Annotated in this window: 13 protein-coding genes; 8 read left to right on the top strand and 5 right to left on the bottom strand. The window is 59.7% G+C overall.

What is annotated here, in order from left to right; genetic code table 11:
* The first annotated feature begins 216 nt into the window (after nt 1-216).
* The 5 genes from MCB86_RS08310 (at nt 217) to MCB86_RS08330 (ending at nt 3,958) form a co-directional block, all read left to right on the top strand.
* Nucleotides 217-618 (top strand): DUF883 family protein, encoded by a 402-nt coding sequence (locus MCB86_RS08310; RefSeq protein WP_045162446.1) that lies wholly within the window; start codon nt 217-219, stop codon nt 616-618.
* Nucleotides 619-635: 17 nt separating this feature from the next.
* Nucleotides 636-1,016: a phage holin family protein gene (locus MCB86_RS08315; protein WP_045162565.1), complete on the top strand. Its 381-nt coding sequence runs from the start codon at nt 636-638 to the stop codon at nt 1,014-1,016.
* Nucleotides 1,013-1,315, top strand: coding sequence for a hypothetical protein (locus MCB86_RS08320; protein WP_045162447.1), 303 nt, complete (start codon nt 1,013-1,015; stop codon nt 1,313-1,315). Before MCB86_RS08315 ends, MCB86_RS08320 begins: the two co-directional genes overlap by 4 nt.
* Before the next feature lie 211 nt (nt 1,316-1,526).
* Entirely contained in the window at nt 1,527-2,858 is a 1,332-nt protein-coding gene (locus tag MCB86_RS08325) for a deoxyguanosinetriphosphate triphosphohydrolase (RefSeq protein WP_045162448.1), read from the top strand.
* A 5-nt stretch (nt 2,859-2,863) separates the two neighbouring features.
* Nucleotides 2,864-3,958 carry an FUSC family protein gene (locus MCB86_RS08330; protein WP_239610571.1) on the top strand — a complete coding sequence of 365 codons (1,095 nt, stop codon included), beginning with the start codon at nt 2,864-2,866 and terminating at the stop codon, nt 3,956-3,958.
* Here the strand turns inward: MCB86_RS08330 and MCB86_RS08335 are convergent.
* A complete protein-coding gene (locus MCB86_RS08335; RefSeq protein ID WP_045162449.1) occupies nt 3,948-4,292 on the bottom strand; it encodes a YggL family protein in 345 nt (114 codons plus the stop codon). The genes MCB86_RS08330 and MCB86_RS08335 overlap by 11 nt on opposite strands.
* A gap of 282 nt (nt 4,293-4,574) precedes the next feature.
* Here MCB86_RS08335 and dacB point away from each other — a divergent pair, with 282 nt between their 5' ends.
* Nucleotides 4,575-6,035 (top strand): D-alanyl-D-alanine carboxypeptidase/D-alanyl-D-alanine-endopeptidase, encoded by a 1,461-nt coding sequence (gene dacB / locus MCB86_RS08340; protein ID WP_045162567.1) that lies wholly within the window; start codon nt 4,575-4,577, stop codon nt 6,033-6,035.
* Nucleotides 6,036-6,162: 127 nt separating this feature from the next.
* On the opposite strand, the gene rlmKL is transcribed toward dacB, so the two are convergent.
* Nucleotides 6,163-8,343, bottom strand: coding sequence for a bifunctional 23S rRNA (guanine(2069)-N(7))-methyltransferase RlmK/23S rRNA (guanine(2445)-N(2))-methyltransferase RlmL (gene rlmKL, locus MCB86_RS08345; protein ID WP_239610572.1), 2,181 nt, complete (start codon nt 8,341-8,343; stop codon nt 6,163-6,165).
* Nucleotides 8,344-8,694: 351 nt separating this feature from the next.
* Here rlmKL and MCB86_RS08350 point away from each other — a divergent pair, with 351 nt between their 5' ends.
* Nucleotides 8,695-8,910 carry a ribosome modulation factor gene (locus MCB86_RS08350; RefSeq protein ID WP_021207445.1) on the top strand — a complete coding sequence of 72 codons (216 nt, stop codon included), beginning with the start codon at nt 8,695-8,697 and terminating at the stop codon, nt 8,908-8,910.
* Between the two features lie 91 nt (nt 8,911-9,001).
* On the opposite strand, the gene MCB86_RS08355 is transcribed toward MCB86_RS08350, so the two are convergent.
* Both MCB86_RS08355 and MCB86_RS08360 read right to left on the bottom strand, forming a co-directional pair.
* The gene (locus tag MCB86_RS08355) at nt 9,002-10,042 is read right to left on the bottom strand and encodes a quinone-dependent dihydroorotate dehydrogenase (protein WP_239610573.1); all 1,041 of its coding nucleotides are present in this window, start codon (nt 10,040-10,042) and stop codon (nt 9,002-9,004) included.
* A 110-nt stretch (nt 10,043-10,152) separates the two neighbouring features.
* Entirely contained in the window at nt 10,153-10,374 is a 222-nt protein-coding gene (locus tag MCB86_RS08360) for a DUF2835 domain-containing protein (RefSeq protein ID WP_045162453.1), read from the bottom strand.
* A 167-nt stretch (nt 10,375-10,541) separates the two neighbouring features.
* Between MCB86_RS08360 and MCB86_RS08365 the strand changes: the two genes are divergently transcribed.
* Nucleotides 10,542-11,465, top strand: a complete 924-nt coding sequence (locus tag MCB86_RS08365; RefSeq protein ID WP_239610607.1) for a DUF6685 family protein — start codon at nt 10,542-10,544, stop codon at nt 11,463-11,465.
* Between the two features lie 147 nt (nt 11,466-11,612).
* Here the strand turns inward: MCB86_RS08365 and MCB86_RS08370 are convergent, their stop codons facing one another.
* Nucleotides 11,613-16,463 carry an NAD-glutamate dehydrogenase gene (locus tag MCB86_RS08370; RefSeq protein WP_239610574.1) on the bottom strand — a complete coding sequence of 1,617 codons (4,851 nt, stop codon included), beginning with the start codon at nt 16,461-16,463 and terminating at the stop codon, nt 11,613-11,615.
* Between the last annotated feature and the right edge of the window lie 162 nt (nt 16,464-16,625).

Consider the following 16,625-nt stretch of genomic DNA (forward strand, 5'->3'; position numbering starts at 1 on the left):
ACCGCATGCAAGTGCAGTAGATAGAAAACCCGCTTCGGCGGGTTTTTTTTTTTGCGCATATATCAAACACGAACCATCACTGCGAGCGGGTTCAACGCCTGAACGCAAACTGACGGTAAAACGAGTCAAACGGAGCGGGAACCTTGCGCTATCAGCGTGCTCGAAACTTGAGGCACTGGGACCTTTTGTTCCAGCGAGACTGAAGAGGAGCTGCAGATGTCTACCGAATCCACTTTCGGCACCAGTGACGAAACGCCAATCCCCGATGCATCCATGGGAACCTCCGCACCGTTGTTCGACAAGTCCGCACACCGCCGCAACCTCCAAGCCGCTCAGAACGCACTCATTGAAGAATTCCACACCTTGATCGGAGACACCGAGCGCCTGTTGAAGCACACGCAAGAGACCGCAGGTGCACAGACCGAAGAGTTGCGCGGCAAGATCAACGCCAACCTCAGCCGCGCCCGTCAAATGCTCAAGGAACAGGAAGGTACGTTGCGTGAGCAGAGTCAGGCAGCTATCCAGTGCACCGAGGAGTATGTCCATACCCATCCATGGCAATCGATCGGTATCGCGGCAGGGGTCGGTTTTCTCTTTGGCTTGATTACCCGCCGCTGATGTGGGGTATGGATTCAATGGAAACCAAGCACGCCGATGAAGCACCAGCGCCCTCCCTCAAGAAAATGGGCGGCGCGCTTGTTGATCTGTTGCAAGGGCATTTGGAGCTGGTCGGGATAGAAATCCAGGAAGAAAGAGTCCGAGTGTTCAAGCTTTTTCTTCTCGCCAGTATCGCCCTCATCCTCGGTTTGCTGATCTTGGTAGGGCTATCGGCCGCGATCGTCATCGCGTTCTGGGACAGCAACCCTATCGCAGCGATCCTGGTGCTCTGCGTGCTGTACGCAGTGTGCCTGGCAGCATGTATTAGCCGCGCAACTCGCCTCGCCAAAGAGAGCGCTTCGCCCTTCCAGGCAACGGTCGAGGAGCTGGCCCGCAATCGGGAGCGTCTATTGCCATGAGCTTTCCCCTTAGTAGTTCCAGCGACCTCGCCATGCGCAAGGATCTGGTTCGGTTGCGCATGGAGATGAACCGCCAACAACTCCTTTATCACTCGCAACCACTCGCCCATCCTTTTCAGCGAATCAAGCAGATGGTCGCGAACCGCGGTGCCGCGTCCGAACATACTGTACAGAGGGGCCCCGTGGTGGTAGCGACGACCATGGCGCTCGCTCTGTTTGGTCGTCGCCTTGGAAAGGTAGGCAAACTGGCTCGATTGGGCCTTCTGCTATATCCGATTATCCGTAAGATGCGGCATTAGCCGGCGCAAAATTCCGAGAAGGCCTGATGTTGGCAGGCAGTGCAGCTTGACTGCCCCGCCATGCGATGCGCGTATGGTTTAGCAGTCGGCAAGTGCTGTAGGCTGGCGCCATGTGATGAATGCACTCGACGGACACGCTGCGGCGCTAGCTGCCGGTCGTGTTATTGCGCCTGGCACATCGGCCCCACTGCGACATCAAGGAGGTTGCTCTTTGGATTGGCATACCCTGCTTAATCGTGAACGGCTCGGTAAATCCGTTCACAGCAACGAAGAGCTTGGTCGAAGCCCGTTTCACAAGGATCATGACAGGATTATCTTCTCTGGAGCGTTCCGTCGACTTGGGCGCAAGACCCAAGTGCACCCCGTCTCCAGCAACGACCACATACATACCCGCCTCACTCATTCGCTGGAAGTGAGCTGCGTCGGACGCTCTCTCGGCATGCGTGTGGGAGAAGTGTTGCGTGACGACATGCCGGAATGGTGCAGTCCGGCTGATCTAGGGATGATCATCCAGTCAGCCTGCCTCGCTCACGATATAGGCAATCCCCCGTTCGGCCACTCGGGGGAAGATGCGATTCGCCATTGGTTTCAACAGGCGGCCGGACGTGGCTGGCTGGATAGCATGAGCGATGCTGAACGAGCCGATTTCTTGAACTTCGAGGGCAACGCGCAAGGCTTCAGAGTGCTTACACAGCTCGAGTACCACCAGTTCGACGGTGGCACCCGGCTGACCTATGCAACGCTTGGCACCTACCTCAAGTATCCGTGGACATCGCGTCATGCCGAGGCGCTCGGCTACAAGAAGCACAAGTTTGGCTGCTACCAGAGCGAGCTGCCTCTGCTCGAGCAAATCGCCTCGAAGCTCGGCCTGCCGAAGCTGGATGAGCAGCGCTGGGCGCGTCATCCGCTGGTCTATCTGATGGAGGCGGCAGACGATATCTGTTACGGCCTCATCGATCTGGAAGATGGCCTCGAAATGGACCTGCTCGATTACGCCGAGGTCGAGGCCCTGCTGTTGAATCTGGTGGGCGACGACCTGCCAGAGACCTACCGGCAACTCGGTCCCAAGGATTCGCGCAGGCGCAAGCTGGCCATTCTCAGAGGAAAGGCCATCGAACATCTGACCAACGCCGCGGCACGTGCCTTCGTCGAGCAGCAGCAGGCGCTGCTGACTGGAAAACTCGCCGGAGATCTGGTCGAGCATATGCACGGCCCAGCCAAACAGTGCGTAGTGCAAGCCAAAGCCATGGCGCGGGAAAAGATCTTTCAAGACAAGCGCAAGACGCTTCACGAGATTGGCGCCTATACCACGCTCGAAATTCTCCTTAACGCCTTCTGTGGTGCCGCCTTGGAGCAGCATGGCGGACGTACACCGTCCTTCAAGAATCGTCGCATACTGGACCTGCTTGGTAGCAATGCGCCGAATCCTGACTGGCCGTTGTATCAGTCTTTCATACGGATGATCGACTTCATTGCCGGCATGACTGACAGCTATGCGACCGAGATGGCCGGCGAAATGACCGGACGCTCGAGCCCGACGTGAGTCAGATGAAAAAACCACTGTGGATAATCGTCGGCTGGCAGCCTGGCCGCCCCGCCTGGGGCGCAGCAACCGTAGCCGGCCTCGGCTGTGCACTGCCGCTTCTGCTCGGGTTGTTCAGCGGTCATCCCGGCTTCCTATGGGCCACTGTCGGGGCTTTCCAGGCGGCCAAAGCGAACCCGCTGCACCGCCTCGGCATGCTACGAATGCTGCTATTGATCGGCCTCGGTGCCGGTAGCGCCGCGCTCGGATTCTGGTCGGCGACGCACCCTCTGGTCAGTCTTGGTCTGTTTGCCTTCTACGGCCTGTTATTGGCATGGCTGCAGCGCTATGGCAGTGAGGCCGGCAAGCTCGGGATCGGCCTGGCGATCTGCCTGTGCCTTGGCCAGGGGCAGCACGGAATCGGCGATTTCAACAATCCCCAGGCAATCGCCGTACTGTTCGCTTTGGGAGGTCTTTGGGTCACCCTGCTGGCATTCGGGCTACGCGGCATGCATGGCTTGCGCATGTGGCCGTACATGCCTCGGCTATTCAGCTTGATGAAAGTGCTACGGCGCCGTGCGCGGCGTACTCCGATTCACCAATGGCGGCTCCATGCCCTGACTTACATACTCGCAGCGGCCACCGGTGGCCTGATCGTGACCCTTGCCGAGCTTCCACGAGGTTATTGGCTGACGCTGGCAGTCTTCACAAGCTTGCAAATGGATTTGCAGCACAGCCTCGTTCGCGCTCTGCAAGCTGGCATCGGAATTTTCTGCGCGGCAGCGGTACTGATCTATATGGGCCACAGCCTGGCCGATCCGCCGATGATGGTGATGATCATGCTGCCACTGGTGATGCTGAGTCGGGCTTTCCAGGCACATCACTACGGGCTATTCGTCCTGCAGACGACACTGAGCTTTTTGCTGTTGGCAGAAACCCTGGCGCACGATTGGGAATTGCCGCAGATACGCCTGACCAATGCGGCCATTGGGGTGGGTGTAGCGCTGGGCGTAACTACGCTGATGTACGGGCTACGCCGGTTGATTGCCCGGATTGCATTGCGCAAATCCAGGCAAACAACCGCGACCGATCAGGACAGGAACGACTCGATCACGCCTTAGCGTTGATCTCGTTTTCCGGATACCAGACATCCATCAACGGGCTTACGTTGAATTCGGCTAGTTCGTTGCGGCCCTTCAGCCACGCCTCGACTTGACCGCGCTGCTCTTCGTTAACCGAGCCACGACTGGCCAAGCATACAAAACCATAATCCTCACCACCGATATAGCCTAGACCGTTGGCTTCGATAGCTTCGTTCAGGAAAGCTTCGAGAAAGCCGTCGACTGCCGACGCGTCAAGACCGTCACGGTAGGTCAGATTGACTTCGAAACCCAGTTCCTGGAATTCATCGACACAGAGTTTTTTGCGCAGGCGGCGCGAGCGATTGGTAGCCATTGAATCGGTCCTTTTTCCAACGTGATGACGGCGCGCACTCTAACAGCAACGCCGCGCTTGTGCGATTACAGGCAGCAGTCTGTCACCCTATTCGTTCAAATCAATGGCAACTGCGGATTCTTTTTGCAGGGACCGCAGGTCGCCAGCTACGCTTGTCGGATGAGAAGCACGTCACTTCTTAGACGTGGGCATAATGAGCCCGCCTTTTTTCCCTGAACGCAGTAGGGAACTTCAATGTCGCTGATTTCCAGTCTCTCTGTTCCAGCTGCTCGGCACAGAGTCATCAACAAATTGCTCGGCCGTATCGCGGCCGCCACGCTGACGCTACCGTTGGCGTTTACAACCTTCGCCGAGACCGTCAATCAGACCCTGCCACCCCGAGTGGCACAGGCGCTTAAGGCGAACAAGATAGAAAGCAGCGCGCTGTCCGTCGTGATGTTGCCGCTCAACAGTAATGCGTCGCCGACCTTTGTGAATGCCGATGTGTCGGTCAACCCCGCCTCGACCATGAAGTTGGTCACGACCTACGCTGCGCTGGAACTGCTGGGCCCCAACCATCAGTGGAAGACGGAATTCTATGCTGACGGGCCTATTGAGAGCGGCACGCTCAACGGAAACCTTTACCTCAAGGGTGGCGGTGATCCCAAGCTCAACATGGAGAAGCTCTGGCTGTTGCTGCGCGATCTGCGCGCCAATGGCGTCCAGACCGTTACTGGCGATCTGATCCTCGACCGCAGCCACTTCGTGCAACCGACGTTGCCGATTTTCGATGACGACGGCAACGACAAGAACAAGCCCTTCCTGGTGGGGCCGGATTCTTTGCTGGTCAATCTCAAGGCGCTTCGCTTCATCGCCCGCAACGATGACGGCAGGGTAAACGTCATGGTCGAGCCGCCGATCGCCACGGTTCGCGTCGACAATCGCATACAGGCACTGCCCAAAGCCAAATGTCCCGGCTGGCCTGACATTCGCTACAACCCGATCGAGGAGGCTGACGGCGTGACGGTCGTGGTCACCGGCAAACTTCCAGCCGGATGCAGCGGCCAGACTTACCTGTCTCTGCTCGATCATCAGCGCTACGCCGCAGGTGCCGTCCGGGCAATCTGGAATGAATTGGGCGGCAGCATCCTGGGTAACGACCGAGTCGCCCAGGTACCCAAGAATGCTCGCATGATCGCTCGCGCCTATTCACCGGATCTGGCGGAAATCATTCGCGACATCAACAAATACAGCAACAACACCATGGCGCGGCAACTATTCCTGAGCCTGGGCGCCGAGTTCCGTAACGAAACGGATACCGATGACTCGAAAGCCGCGCAGCGCGTGATCCGCCAGTGGCTGGCGAAAAAGGGATTGATATCACCGCATCTGGTCATCGAGAACGGCTCCGGCCTGTCGCGTGCCGAGCGCGTCAGTGCACGGGAACTGGCCAGCCTGTTGCAGGCGGCCTGGCAGAGCCCGTACGCGGCGGAGTTTATTTCCTCGATGCCGCTCGCGGCCATAGACGGCACCATGCGCAAGCGTCTGCACAACACCGGCGTGGCTGGCAAGGCACATATCAAGACCGGAACGCTGAATACGGTGCGGGCGATCGCCGGCTATAGCCGCGACAACGATGGCAATACCTGGGCTGTTGTGGCCATCCTCAATCACCCGCGTCCATGGGGTGCCTCCTCGATACTGGATCAGGTGCTGGTCAGTCTCTACAACCGCCCGAGCAACGAAAGCACCGCGCAACGCTAATCCATGCGTGCCGGCGGTCGAAGGCCGCCGGCCGTCGGTTCATGCATCAGCGCCACTCCATCGCAGAGCGTCGGCCACCCAATACGTACTCGCATCGCTGTGCAGCCAAACGCTTACGAATCGCCGGTCAACGCGCCTGGAGTTTCCAGGCCCGATGTATCTTGCTGTTGCGCCGAAAATCCTCGTCTAACGTCGCGCCGGTGATTTCCTCCACGGCGTAACGCTCGGCGACGCCCGCATCGAGCGCGAACTTGCGGAAATTGTTGGAAAAATAAAGCGTACCGCCGGCAGCCAACCGCGCCATGGCGAGGTCGAGCAATGCAACATGATCACGTTGGACATCGAAGATGCCTTCCATGCGTTTGGAGTTGGAGAAGGTGGGCGGGTCGATAAAGATCAGATCGTACTCGCCACGATCCTCCTCGAGCCAAGTCATCACATCGGCCTGCTCCAGACGTTGCCGATCGGACAAGCCGTTCAAAGCCAGGTTGCGCCGCGCCCAGTCCAGGTAGGTCTTCGACAGATCGACGCTGGTAGTGCTGCGAGCGCCGCCCTTGGCCGCATGCACAGTTGCCGTTGCCGTGTAGCAATATAGGTTCAGAAAGCGCTTGCCAGCCGCTTCGCGAGCGAGGCGCAGGCGAAGCGGACGATGATCGAGGAATAGCCCTGTATCGAGATAGTCGGTCAGGTTCACCAGCAACTTGACGTCGCCCTCTCTCACTTCGAGGAACTCGCCCTGGCTGGCCTGCCGCTCGTACTGGCGCGTCCCGCTCTGCCGCTCTCGGCGTTTGACCACCACCCGATCGCGGGAAATACCCAACGCTTGAGGAATCGCTCCCAGCGCGTCGTACAGCCGCGCCTGGGCTTTCTCCGGGTCGATCGAGCGTGGGGGGGCGTACTCCTGCACATGCACCCAATCACCATACAGATCGATGGCCAACGCATATTCAGGCATGTCGGCGTCGTATAGCCGGTAGCACTGAATATCTTCTTTTCGTGCCCATTTGCCGAGCAGCTTCAGGTTTTTCTGCAGCCGGTTGGCGAACATCTGACCACCTTCACTGAGGCGCGCCAGCTCCGCGGCGGGTTGCTCCTCGATCTTGCTCTCAGCCGAAGCCTTACGCTGCCCGGTCACGAACTGATCCAGCTCGACCTTGATCAGCAACAGCTTGCACGGCAGCGCGCCATTCCAGAAGGCGTATTGCTTGTGACTGCGGATACCCATGCGCTTACCGAGGTCCGGCGCCGACGTCAGTACGGCAGCCTCCCAGCCGAGGCAGGCCTGTCGCAGGCGTTCACCGAGATTCTGATAGAGGTAGACCAGGCTCGCCTCATCGCCCAGCCGCTCGCCATAGGGCGGGTTGCAGATCACCAAGCCCTTCTGGTTCTGGTCGGGACGAGGTTCAAAGGTCGCCACGTCGCCCTGATACACGCGAATCCAACTGGTCAGACCGGCGCGCTCGATATTGTTCTTGGCCGGCTGTATCAACCGCGGATCCGCCTCGTAGCCCCGTATCCACAGCGGCTTTTGGGCCAGGCCCGCTTCAGCGCGGGCCTGCGCTTCGGCATGCAACCGGTTCCAGATAGCCGGAACATGCCCCAACCAAGCGCTGAATCCCCACCGTTCACGACGCAAGTTGGGCGCGACATCAGCGGCCATCAGGGCGCCTTCGATAAGAAAGGTGCCGACGCCGCACATCGGGTCCGTCAGCGCGCCGCCCGCTGCGGCGATACGGGGCCAGCCCGCACGGATCAGCACGGCCGCCGCCAGGTTCTCCTTCAGTGGCGCGGCACCCTGCTGCAGACGGTAACCGCGCTGGTGGAGACTGTGTCCGGAAAGATCCAATGAAAGAACCGCCTGCCCGCGGTCGAGACGCAGATGAACGCGAAGGTCCGGACTCAGCTTGTCGACGCTCGGGCGCTCGCCGGACGCCGTTCGCAGGCGATCTACGATCGCGTCCTTGACCTTCAGCGCACCGAAGTGAGTATTGTCGATTCCCGATCCGTGACCGCTGAATTCAACAGCCAGGCTGCCAGTCGCTTCCAGATGCTCCGCCCAGTCGATCCGGTGGACGCCTTCATAAAGCGTTTCGGCATTCACTGTTGCGAAACGGTCGATCACCAGCAGAACCCGGTTGGCCAGGCGCGACCAGAGGCACAACCGATACGCAACCTCCATGCCGGCGAAGCCGCGAATGGCAGCGGTCTGTTCGCGTGCCTCCTCAAGTCCGAGGCCAATGGCCTCTTCGAGCAACAAGCCTTCCAGCCCCTTGGGGCAGGTGAGGATAAGTTCGTGGCGATCAGTCATGACATGTCCAGAATTGTGCGACCCGGTCGGATAGCCATACCGGATCTCTCTTCGATAGTTGCGCGGTTCCGACTGCATTCGTCGCGAAGCAGCGGCAACAGTGCGGAGGCAGACATCGCGAGACGCGCGTCTCGCGTGCCTTATGGGCACCACTACGGTTTGGTTACTTGCTTATTACAAAACGATCATTCCCGCATCGGAACCATTTGGGTTAGAACTCGACTCAACCCGGCATCGCAACGATGTTCGGCAGAGGCTCGCCACGCCGGCAGCGGGCTTCGTTGGCAGTCTATCTGCCGACCTCTAGGAGGTCATACAGGAACACCAGTCAACCACTGAGGGCAATACCCAATGAGAAGACTCAAGCGTGATCCGATGGAACGAGCATTTCTACGCGGTTATCAGCATGGCATACACGGCAAATCTCGCGATCTCTGTCCTTTTTCTCATCCCGAAGTACGCCAAGCCTGGATTAACGGCTGGCGAGAGGGCCGCGGCGACAACTGGGACGGTCTGACCGGTGCGGCCGGTCTTCATCGATTGAACGAACTTCACGCAGTCGGCTGACACGATCACACCGACTTCAACTGGCACGCCCCACCCGGGCGGCGGGCTTGAAGCCCGGGGCTCCCTCAGGGAGCCCCACCGAGCAAATAGATCAGCGATTCACTTCCTTCCGAGATTGCAGCGCTGCGATGGCATCCACCGTCTCGCGTATCAGTGCTGGCCCCTTGTAGATAAAGCCCGTATACAGCTGCACCAAACTCGCGCCGGCCTCGATCTTCTCCGCCGCATGCCGCCCTTCGGTGATGCCACCGACAGCGATGATCGGCAAACGGCCCGCCAGCGTTTCAGCCAGAACTCTAACCGTGTGGGTACTTTTTTCGCGCACCGGCGCCCCTGACAGTCCGCCAGTTTCGTCAGCGTGGGCAAGCCCGGCGACACCGTCACGACCGAGTGTCGTATTGGTCGCGATGATGGCGTCCATCCCGGCTTGAAATACAGCTTCGGCGACCAATGCGGTTTCCTCATCGGTCATGTCCGGCGCGATCTTGATGGCCAGCGGTACACGCTTGCCGTGCAGCACCTCGAGATCCTCACGGCGCTGCCCAAGCGCGTCGAGCAGCTGCTTGAGGGAGTCACCGAACTGCAGGCTGCGCAGCCCTGGTGTATTCGGTGAGCTGACGTTCACAGTGACGTAGCTTGCCTGGTGGTAGACCTTGTCCAGGCACAACAAATAATCATTCTGGGCGCGATCGACGGGCGTATCGAAGTTCTTACCGATATTGATGCCCAGAATGCCTTTGAAACGAGCCGCATCGACTCTTTGCAACAGCGCGTCGACCCCATGATTGTTGAAGCCCATGCGGTTGATGATGGCTTCGGCTTCGGGCAGGCGAAAGATGCGCGGCTTCGGATTGCCCGGCTGCGGCCTCGGCGTCACGGTGCCCACTTCGACAAAGCCGAACCCCAACTGGGACATGCCATGGATCGCCTCGCCATTCTTGTCCAGTCCGGCCGCCAGCCCCACAGGGTTGGGAAAGTCCAATCCCATCACTCGCACCGGCAAGCCGGCCGGCGCCTTGTTGAGCATGGCATTAAGCCCCAGACGGCCGCCCGCGCCGATAAGATCGAGCGAGAGCTCATGGGAAGTCTCGGGAGTGAATTTGAATAGCAGCTGGCGGGCCAGGTTATACATACGTAGCCTAGATCCTGGAAAGTGTGGCGCGGGAGTATAGCAGGCGGGGGGCATTTTCAGCGGGTTGAACGTAAAGCCCAACCATGTGGAACCACTCTCTGAGAGGTCGCCTAATCAAGGCGGCGCAAGCGAATCAGCTTGCCTTCCGGAGCAAATTCCATCTCGAATGAACCAAATATCCCAACAGATGTCAGAAAGGGTCGCAGGTGATATGCCGGCAAGCTGACGCTCGTCCCTTCCCGGCTCTTGATTAGGATACGATTAGCGCGCCCCTGATAGACAGCCAGCAGTTTTTCTGCAGGCAGCGCAATATCCAGCACGAGGCTTGGCATGGAGGCTCCTCAATGATCAGCACAGCGATTCTGCCACATTGGCACTTAACCAGTGGCAAACCAAGGCTATCCGAACCTCTCAATCCAGAACAAAAGCTCGGCAAACACGGTGCACGACTTCGTCGGCTCTGCCACACTCCAGCCGTTGTCCTACGTGTTCATCTACAATGATGAACTTGCCCGAGCCGATGCCGCCCGTGACCTCCCGAATCGTCAAATTTGCTCAGCGCCTCGGACTGACCGGCAAATCGCCGCGCCAGATCCTTGAACGCGCCAGCCAAATCCAGTTGCCCTTCGCTCCGCTCTCCGAGCCGACGCCGAGCATCTTTTGGCACGACGGACCCTGCCTACAGCGATTCGTCGATCTTCCCAGAAGCGCGCTTTCCGGACCGATCCAGGAAGACAAGGCAAAAGCTCGCGCGGCCTTGACGCGGCTCGTGCGCCGAGAGCAGAGCGCCCATCCAGCACTCGACCTTCGGCAGATTGACGGCCTCGGCGGGCAGAGCATCGATGGCACTATCTATCCGACGTTCGAAGCCTTTGCCGCCACCCAGGCGTGCCGCCAGTTGCGCGTGATCAGTTACCGGGACTTCGTGCGGACCATTACCGCCGCCCTGCCCGACTTCAAGACCCAGGCTCCGATCGAGCTTCGTCAGGCGAGCTGGCTCGGCGAGCGAATTTACTGGTCGGGAGAACATCATGCCGAAGCCTTCGCCTGTGCCATTGCCTATGCGCGGCTACGAGGGCTTGAGGTGAACCTGCCCTGCGAGCTGACCGACTACCGGCTCGATGCAGCGGGACTGCAGGCGCTGGACAGCGAATACCACGCTGTGACCATGCCGGCGCAAGCCTGGGACGATCGCGAGTTTATGGGCCTGCTGCTTGATGCGAAGATCCCTTACGCGCGCTTGACGCTGCTACGCAACGCCAACAACTCCGAGCTGCTTCTGCTCGACAAGCAACAACCCGCCGCCAATGCCCTCGGCGAAGGGCTCAAGCTTGCCGGCGCGCCCGACTTGGTTCGCTATCTGCGCGGCTTGCCCCAAATCACCAGATTCCGCCTTGGCAACCGGACGGCGCAAGCGGACTGATCGTGACTGGCGACCCAACGCCAGGCCGCACACTGGCGCGTTGCGCGCCTCTGACACCCACAGCTGAACGCAAAACGCCGGTGCAACGCACCGGCGTTTTACTTGTCAACCGATCACCGCCCTAAACATCAGGCGGCTGATTGGTCATTAACGTCGTGCGCTGTCCAGCGCCAGATCCTGCAGCTCACGCCCAGCGACGGCGTACATGGCATAGTCGACGCTGCTTGCACCGCGCAGCTCGACCAACATCCGCCGCCAACGCTCGACCTGATATTCCCGCTGTTCCAGCCAGAGCTGAACCCGGGCATCCAGATCGTCAGGCGCGTCGCTCATCTGCAGCACCGACACGGTGATGGCGCGCTGCTGGCTGTCGAGATCATCGCGGAAACCTTCCCGTGCCAACGCCTGCCAGTTGTTTTCGACCGGCAACCCGGTGATCTGCTGCAGATACCAAGGCAGCTCCAGCGCGCCGCCAACGGCAAAATAGGCCGCCGCCACATCAGCCGGGGGCTGACCGGTTTCATCAGCGGCTTCCAGAATGGGCAGCAGCGTGTACAGATGGTTGGTACCGGCCACCATTCGCGCCAACAGTTCGGGGACGCCTGCTTCCGTATACCGCTCGTAACGGGCCTGCCAGAGCTCACGCGTTCCACCTTGCAACAATGAATCGAGCTTCAGCCCGAGCGCCGCCACACGTGGGCCGAAATGCCCGACGTCACGCGCCGCATCCAGCTCGTTGCGGCGGTTGCGCAGGAACCAGCGGGTCGCGCGGCGGCCCAGCCGCATGAGTTCCTCCATGAGGTTGAGCTGGAGTTCGGCCGGGACCTTGTAATCCAGCGCCTCGATCTGACGGAACCAGTGCGGCAGATGGAAAACGTCACGAACGATCACATAAGCGCCGGCAACGTTCGCAGCGCTCACGCCGGTCGCTTCTCGGAGCCGTTGAACGAAAGTGATGCCCATGTTGTTGATCAGGTCGTTGGCGATCTGAGTGCTGACGATTTCGCGCTTGAGGCGGTGCTGTAGCATCGCCGGGCGATACTGCTCAGCCAGCAGCTGCGGGAACGCACTTTCCATTTCTCGCGCCAGATAGGCGTCATCCGGCACGCGAGATTGCAGCAGCGCGTCCTTCAGATCGATCTTGCTATACGAGATGAGCACCGACAGCTCCGCGCGCGTCAGGCCCTTGCCTTGGTTTGCGCGCTCGGCGAGCGCGTCATCGTTGGGCAGGAACTCAAGCGCACGGTCCAGCAGCCCGTCGGCTTCGAGGGCGCTGATCAGCCGTTTGTATTCACCCCCGCCCTCGCGAGCGCGGTGTTCCGCCTGTGAGAGCGCCTGGGTTTGCTTGTAGTTGTCATGCAGCACCAGCTCGGCTACCGCGTCGGTCATCTCGAACAGCAGCTGATTGCGCTGCTTTCCAGTCATATCGCCGGCGCTGACGATCTCGTTGAGCAGGATCTTGATGTTGACTTCATGGTCCGAACAGTTGACCCCACCGGCGTTGTCGATGAAGTCGGTATTCGCCGCGCCGCCGTGCAGGCAGTATTCGACGCGACCCAGCTGGGTGATCCCCAGGTTTCCGCCCTCGCCGATCACTTTCGCACGCAGCTCGTTGCCGTTGACGCGCAACACGTCGTTGGCCTTGTCGCCGACATCCGCATGGCTCTCCAAGCTGCTCTTGACGTACGTGCCGATGCCGCCGTTCCAGAGCAGATCCACCGGCGCCTTGAGCAACGCGTGGATCAACTCGGCCGGGGTCAGCTGGTCAGCTTCGATCTCGAACCGTGCCTTCATCTGCGGCGTGATCGCAATGCGCTTGGCCGAACGCGGGAAAACGCCGCCGCCCGCCGAGATCAGCGAAGCATCGTAATCTGTCCAGGAGGAACGCGGCAGATCGAATAGACGCTTGCGCTCGATGAAACTGCGCGCTGCATCCGGATCAGGATCGATGAAGATGTGCAGGTGGTTGAACGCGGCGACCAGTTGAAGCGTCTCGGACATCAACAGACCGTTGCCGAATACGTCGCCGGCCATGTCGCCGATACCGATCACGCTGACCGGGTCACGTTGAACGTCGATCCCGCGCTCACGGAAATGTCGCTGGACCGAGACCCAGGCGCCCTTGGCGGTGATACCCATCTTCTTGTGGTCGTAACCTGCCGAGCCGCCAGAGGCAAAGGCATCGCCCAGCCAGAAGTCGTACTCTGCGGCAATGCCGTTGGCAATATCGGAAAAGGTCGCGGTGCCCTTGTCGGCTGCCACCACGAGATAAGGGTCGTCTTCGTCGTAACGCAGCACATTGGCCGGCGGCACGACATTGCCGTCCTTGAGGTTGTCGGTGATATCCAGCAACCCGCTGATAAAGATGCGGTAGCAGGCGATGCCTTCGGCCAGCACTTCATCTCGCGAGCCGCTTGTCGGCAGCCGGCGCGGTACGAAACCACCTTTGGCCCCGCCCGGCACAATGATGGCGTTCTTCACCTGCTGCGCCTTGACCAGCCCCAGCACTTCGGTGCGGTAATCTTCTTCGCGATCCGACCAGCGCAGCCCGCCGCGCGCCACCTTGCCGCCACGCAGATGCACGCCTTCAACACGCGGCGAGTACACGAAGATTTCGAATTTCGGCGCTGGCCGTGGCATCTCCGGGATTGAGCGCGGATCGAGCTTGAAGCTGAAGTAGCTTTTCGGTTTGCCGCTGGCATCAGTCTGGTAGAAGTTGGTCCGCAGGGTCGCTTTGATCAGCGCCAGATAGCGGCGCAGGATGCGGTCCTCGTTGAGCACAGCGACGTCATCCAGAGCGGTGATGATTGCCTGCTCGAGCCGTGCCTGCTTGTCCGCCAGATCCTCTTCGCCGAGCTTGCGGGCAAGGTAGAAGCGCGTCTTGAACAAGCGCACCAGTTCACGGGCGATATCGGTGTGATTGACGAGCGCGCTGGCGATATAGCCCAGATCGAAGCCCATGCGAATCTGCTTGAGATAGCGCCCATAGGCCCGCAACAAAGCCACTTCGCGCCAGGTAAGGCCCGCGGTGAGCACCAGCCGGTTGAACGCATCGTTTTCCGCCTGGCCGTTATGGATATGAATGAACGCATCCTGCAGCGGTTCATTGATTTCCATCAGGTCGATTTCCAGACCTTCGGCATAGGTGAAGGCGAAATCGTGAATCCAGTATTCGCGCCCGTCCTTGCGCCGCAGATGGAATGGAAACTCACCCAGCACCCGCAGGCCGAGGTTCTCCAGAATGGGCAGCATGTCCGACAAAGGCAGCGGCGTGTTCAGGTGATAGAGCTTGCAGTGCAGGCGGTTTTCCACCGCCGTGATCGGCTGGTAAAAGCTCATCACCAGCGGCCGCTCTTCGTTCAGGCTGAGCACGTGCTGCATGTCGACGGCAGCCGAATGCGGAGCGAAGCGCTCACGGTAGCCGGCCGGGAAACCCTTGGGGAAATCGGCGAGGATGCCGGTTCCCTGCGCTTCGCCGAAACGCTCGACTACCACGCTGGAGTAATCGTCCTGCCAGGTGCGGCAGGCTTGCACTACTTCCCGCTCCAACTGCACCGGATCGAACTGGACCTGCTTGTTCGGATCCAGGCGTAGCAGGAACTGCACGCGGATCAATACCGATTCGGAGAAATAGGTGGAGAATTCGCAATCGCTGGCTTCCAGCCGATCGACCAGAACCTGCTGGATGCGCAATCGCGTTTCGGTCGAATAGCTGTCACGCGGCACGTACGCCAGGCAATAGCAGAAACGGCCATAGGGATCGATGCGCAGGAACAAACGCAGTTTGTTGCGCTCCTGGATCTGCACGATGGCGATCGCCGTGTCGAAGAGCTGCTCGATGGTCATCTGGAACAGTTCGTCGCGCGGCAGCACTTCGAGGACCTGAATCAGTTCCTTGGCCAGGTGTGCTGAATCGTCGAAATGGGAATGCTCGACGACCTCTGCAACCTTGCTACGGATATAGGGGATTCGGCGCACACTCTGGGTGTAGACCGAAGAGGTAAAGAGACCAAGGAAGCGGCACTCCTTGACCACACGGCCTTGCTCGTCGAACTCCCGAATGGAGACGAAATCCGGGTAGGCTGGCCGGTGAACCCGGCTGGGTGTGGCCGCCTTGGCGAATGACAGCAGTAACGGCTGACGCAAATAGGCCAAAGCCGGCGGCATGATCAGCTGATCATGTTCCTCCAGGCCTGTACGCAAAGTGCGTGACAATCCCAGCAGCGAAGACTCGTCATAGACGATGCGACCGCCTTCGCCCTGGTCTACTACGACGAACTCCTCATAGCCGAGGAACGTGAAGTGATCGTCAGCGAGCCAGCGCATGAAATCCATGATCTCGACCAGTTGCTCGTCACCGCCCTGTTGCTGTGACGCGCTCAGCCGGGCGTAGTGTTCCTCGGCCTTGGCCTTCATCGACGGGAAATCATTCACGGTGATCCGGACGTCGGCGAGCACGCCATGCAGCGACTGCTCCAATTCGCGCAAGGCAGCGGCGTTGGCGCAGCGATCGATCTCGACGAATATCAGCGACTCGGCTTCGCTGCCTTCGCCGGAACTGCCTTTGGGCAACAATTCAACCAAGCTGCCATCGGCATCCCGGCGGACCTGCAGCACGCTGTTCTGCAGGGTGTGGATCGCGTAGCCGCGGCGGGTCAGCTCCATCCGCACCGAGTCAACCAGGAACGGCATATCCGGATGCAGCACCTCGACCACGCTATGGGTCGATTGCCATCCATGTTTCTCATAGTCAGGGTTGAACACGTGAACTTCCGGGCTGCCCGGATCGAAACGCTCCAGCAGACGCCAACTGGCCAGCGTCGAACCGACCAGATCGGTCATGCGCCGCTCGGTGAGCTCGGGCAGCGCAACGATCCCGAAGAATTGCTCGGCGAAAAGTCCCACTTGTGGCAGAAGTTTCTCGTCGACATGCTGCGCCAACGCCACTTGCAGTTGTTGCTGAAAGTCGGCTTTGCTGGCAGCTGTAAAGAACGCCATTTTTTCGCTCCATTCTGGCTTTGAATTCGACTAAGGCAGTCGCGGCACCTGACTGGCAACGCAACGTGTAAGTTCAACGTTAGTTCAGAAGACACGGATTGCATTCACGCGTGCCTCCCTTGTCTGGCGTCGCCAGCGGCTGTGCCGTCACATTTAATTTGT

The sequence above is a fragment of the Pseudomonas sp. KSR10 genome (assembly GCF_022355455.1).
GTDB classification, from domain to species: Bacteria; Pseudomonadota; Gammaproteobacteria; order Pseudomonadales; family Pseudomonadaceae; genus Stutzerimonas; species Stutzerimonas stutzeri_E.

What these genes read in the sequence shown, in the direction of transcription:
- MCB86_RS08310 (WP_045162446.1), top strand. Translation starts at nt 217, where the DNA reads ATGTCTACCGAATCCACTTTCGGCACCAGTGACGAAACGCCAATCCCC.
- MCB86_RS08315 (WP_045162565.1), top strand. Translation starts at nt 636, where the DNA reads ATGGAAACCAAGCACGCCGATGAAGCACCAGCGCCCTCCCTCAAGAAA.
- MCB86_RS08320 (WP_045162447.1), top strand. Translation starts at nt 1,013, where the DNA reads ATGAGCTTTCCCCTTAGTAGTTCCAGCGACCTCGCCATGCGCAAGGAT.
- MCB86_RS08330 (WP_239610571.1), top strand. Translation starts at nt 2,864, where the DNA reads ATGAAAAAACCACTGTGGATAATCGTCGGCTGGCAGCCTGGCCGCCCC.
- MCB86_RS08335 (WP_045162449.1), bottom strand. Translation starts at nt 4,292, where the DNA reads ATGGCTACCAATCGCTCGCGCCGCCTGCGCAAAAAACTCTGTGTCGAT.
- rlmKL (WP_239610572.1), bottom strand. Translation starts at nt 8,343, where the DNA reads ATGACTGATCGCCACGAACTTATCCTCACCTGCCCCAAGGGGCTGGAA.
- MCB86_RS08350 (WP_021207445.1), top strand. Translation starts at nt 8,695, where the DNA reads ATGAGAAGACTCAAGCGTGATCCGATGGAACGAGCATTTCTACGCGGT.
- MCB86_RS08355 (WP_239610573.1), bottom strand. Translation starts at nt 10,042, where the DNA reads ATGTATAACCTGGCCCGCCAGCTGCTATTCAAATTCACTCCCGAGACT.
- MCB86_RS08360 (WP_045162453.1), bottom strand. Translation starts at nt 10,374, where the DNA reads ATGCCAAGCCTCGTGCTGGATATTGCGCTGCCTGCAGAAAAACTGCTG.
- MCB86_RS08365 (WP_239610607.1), top strand. Translation starts at nt 10,542, where the DNA reads ATGATGAACTTGCCCGAGCCGATGCCGCCCGTGACCTCCCGAATCGTC.
- MCB86_RS08370 (WP_239610574.1), bottom strand. Translation starts at nt 16,463, where the DNA reads ATGGCGTTCTTTACAGCTGCCAGCAAAGCCGACTTTCAGCAACAACTG.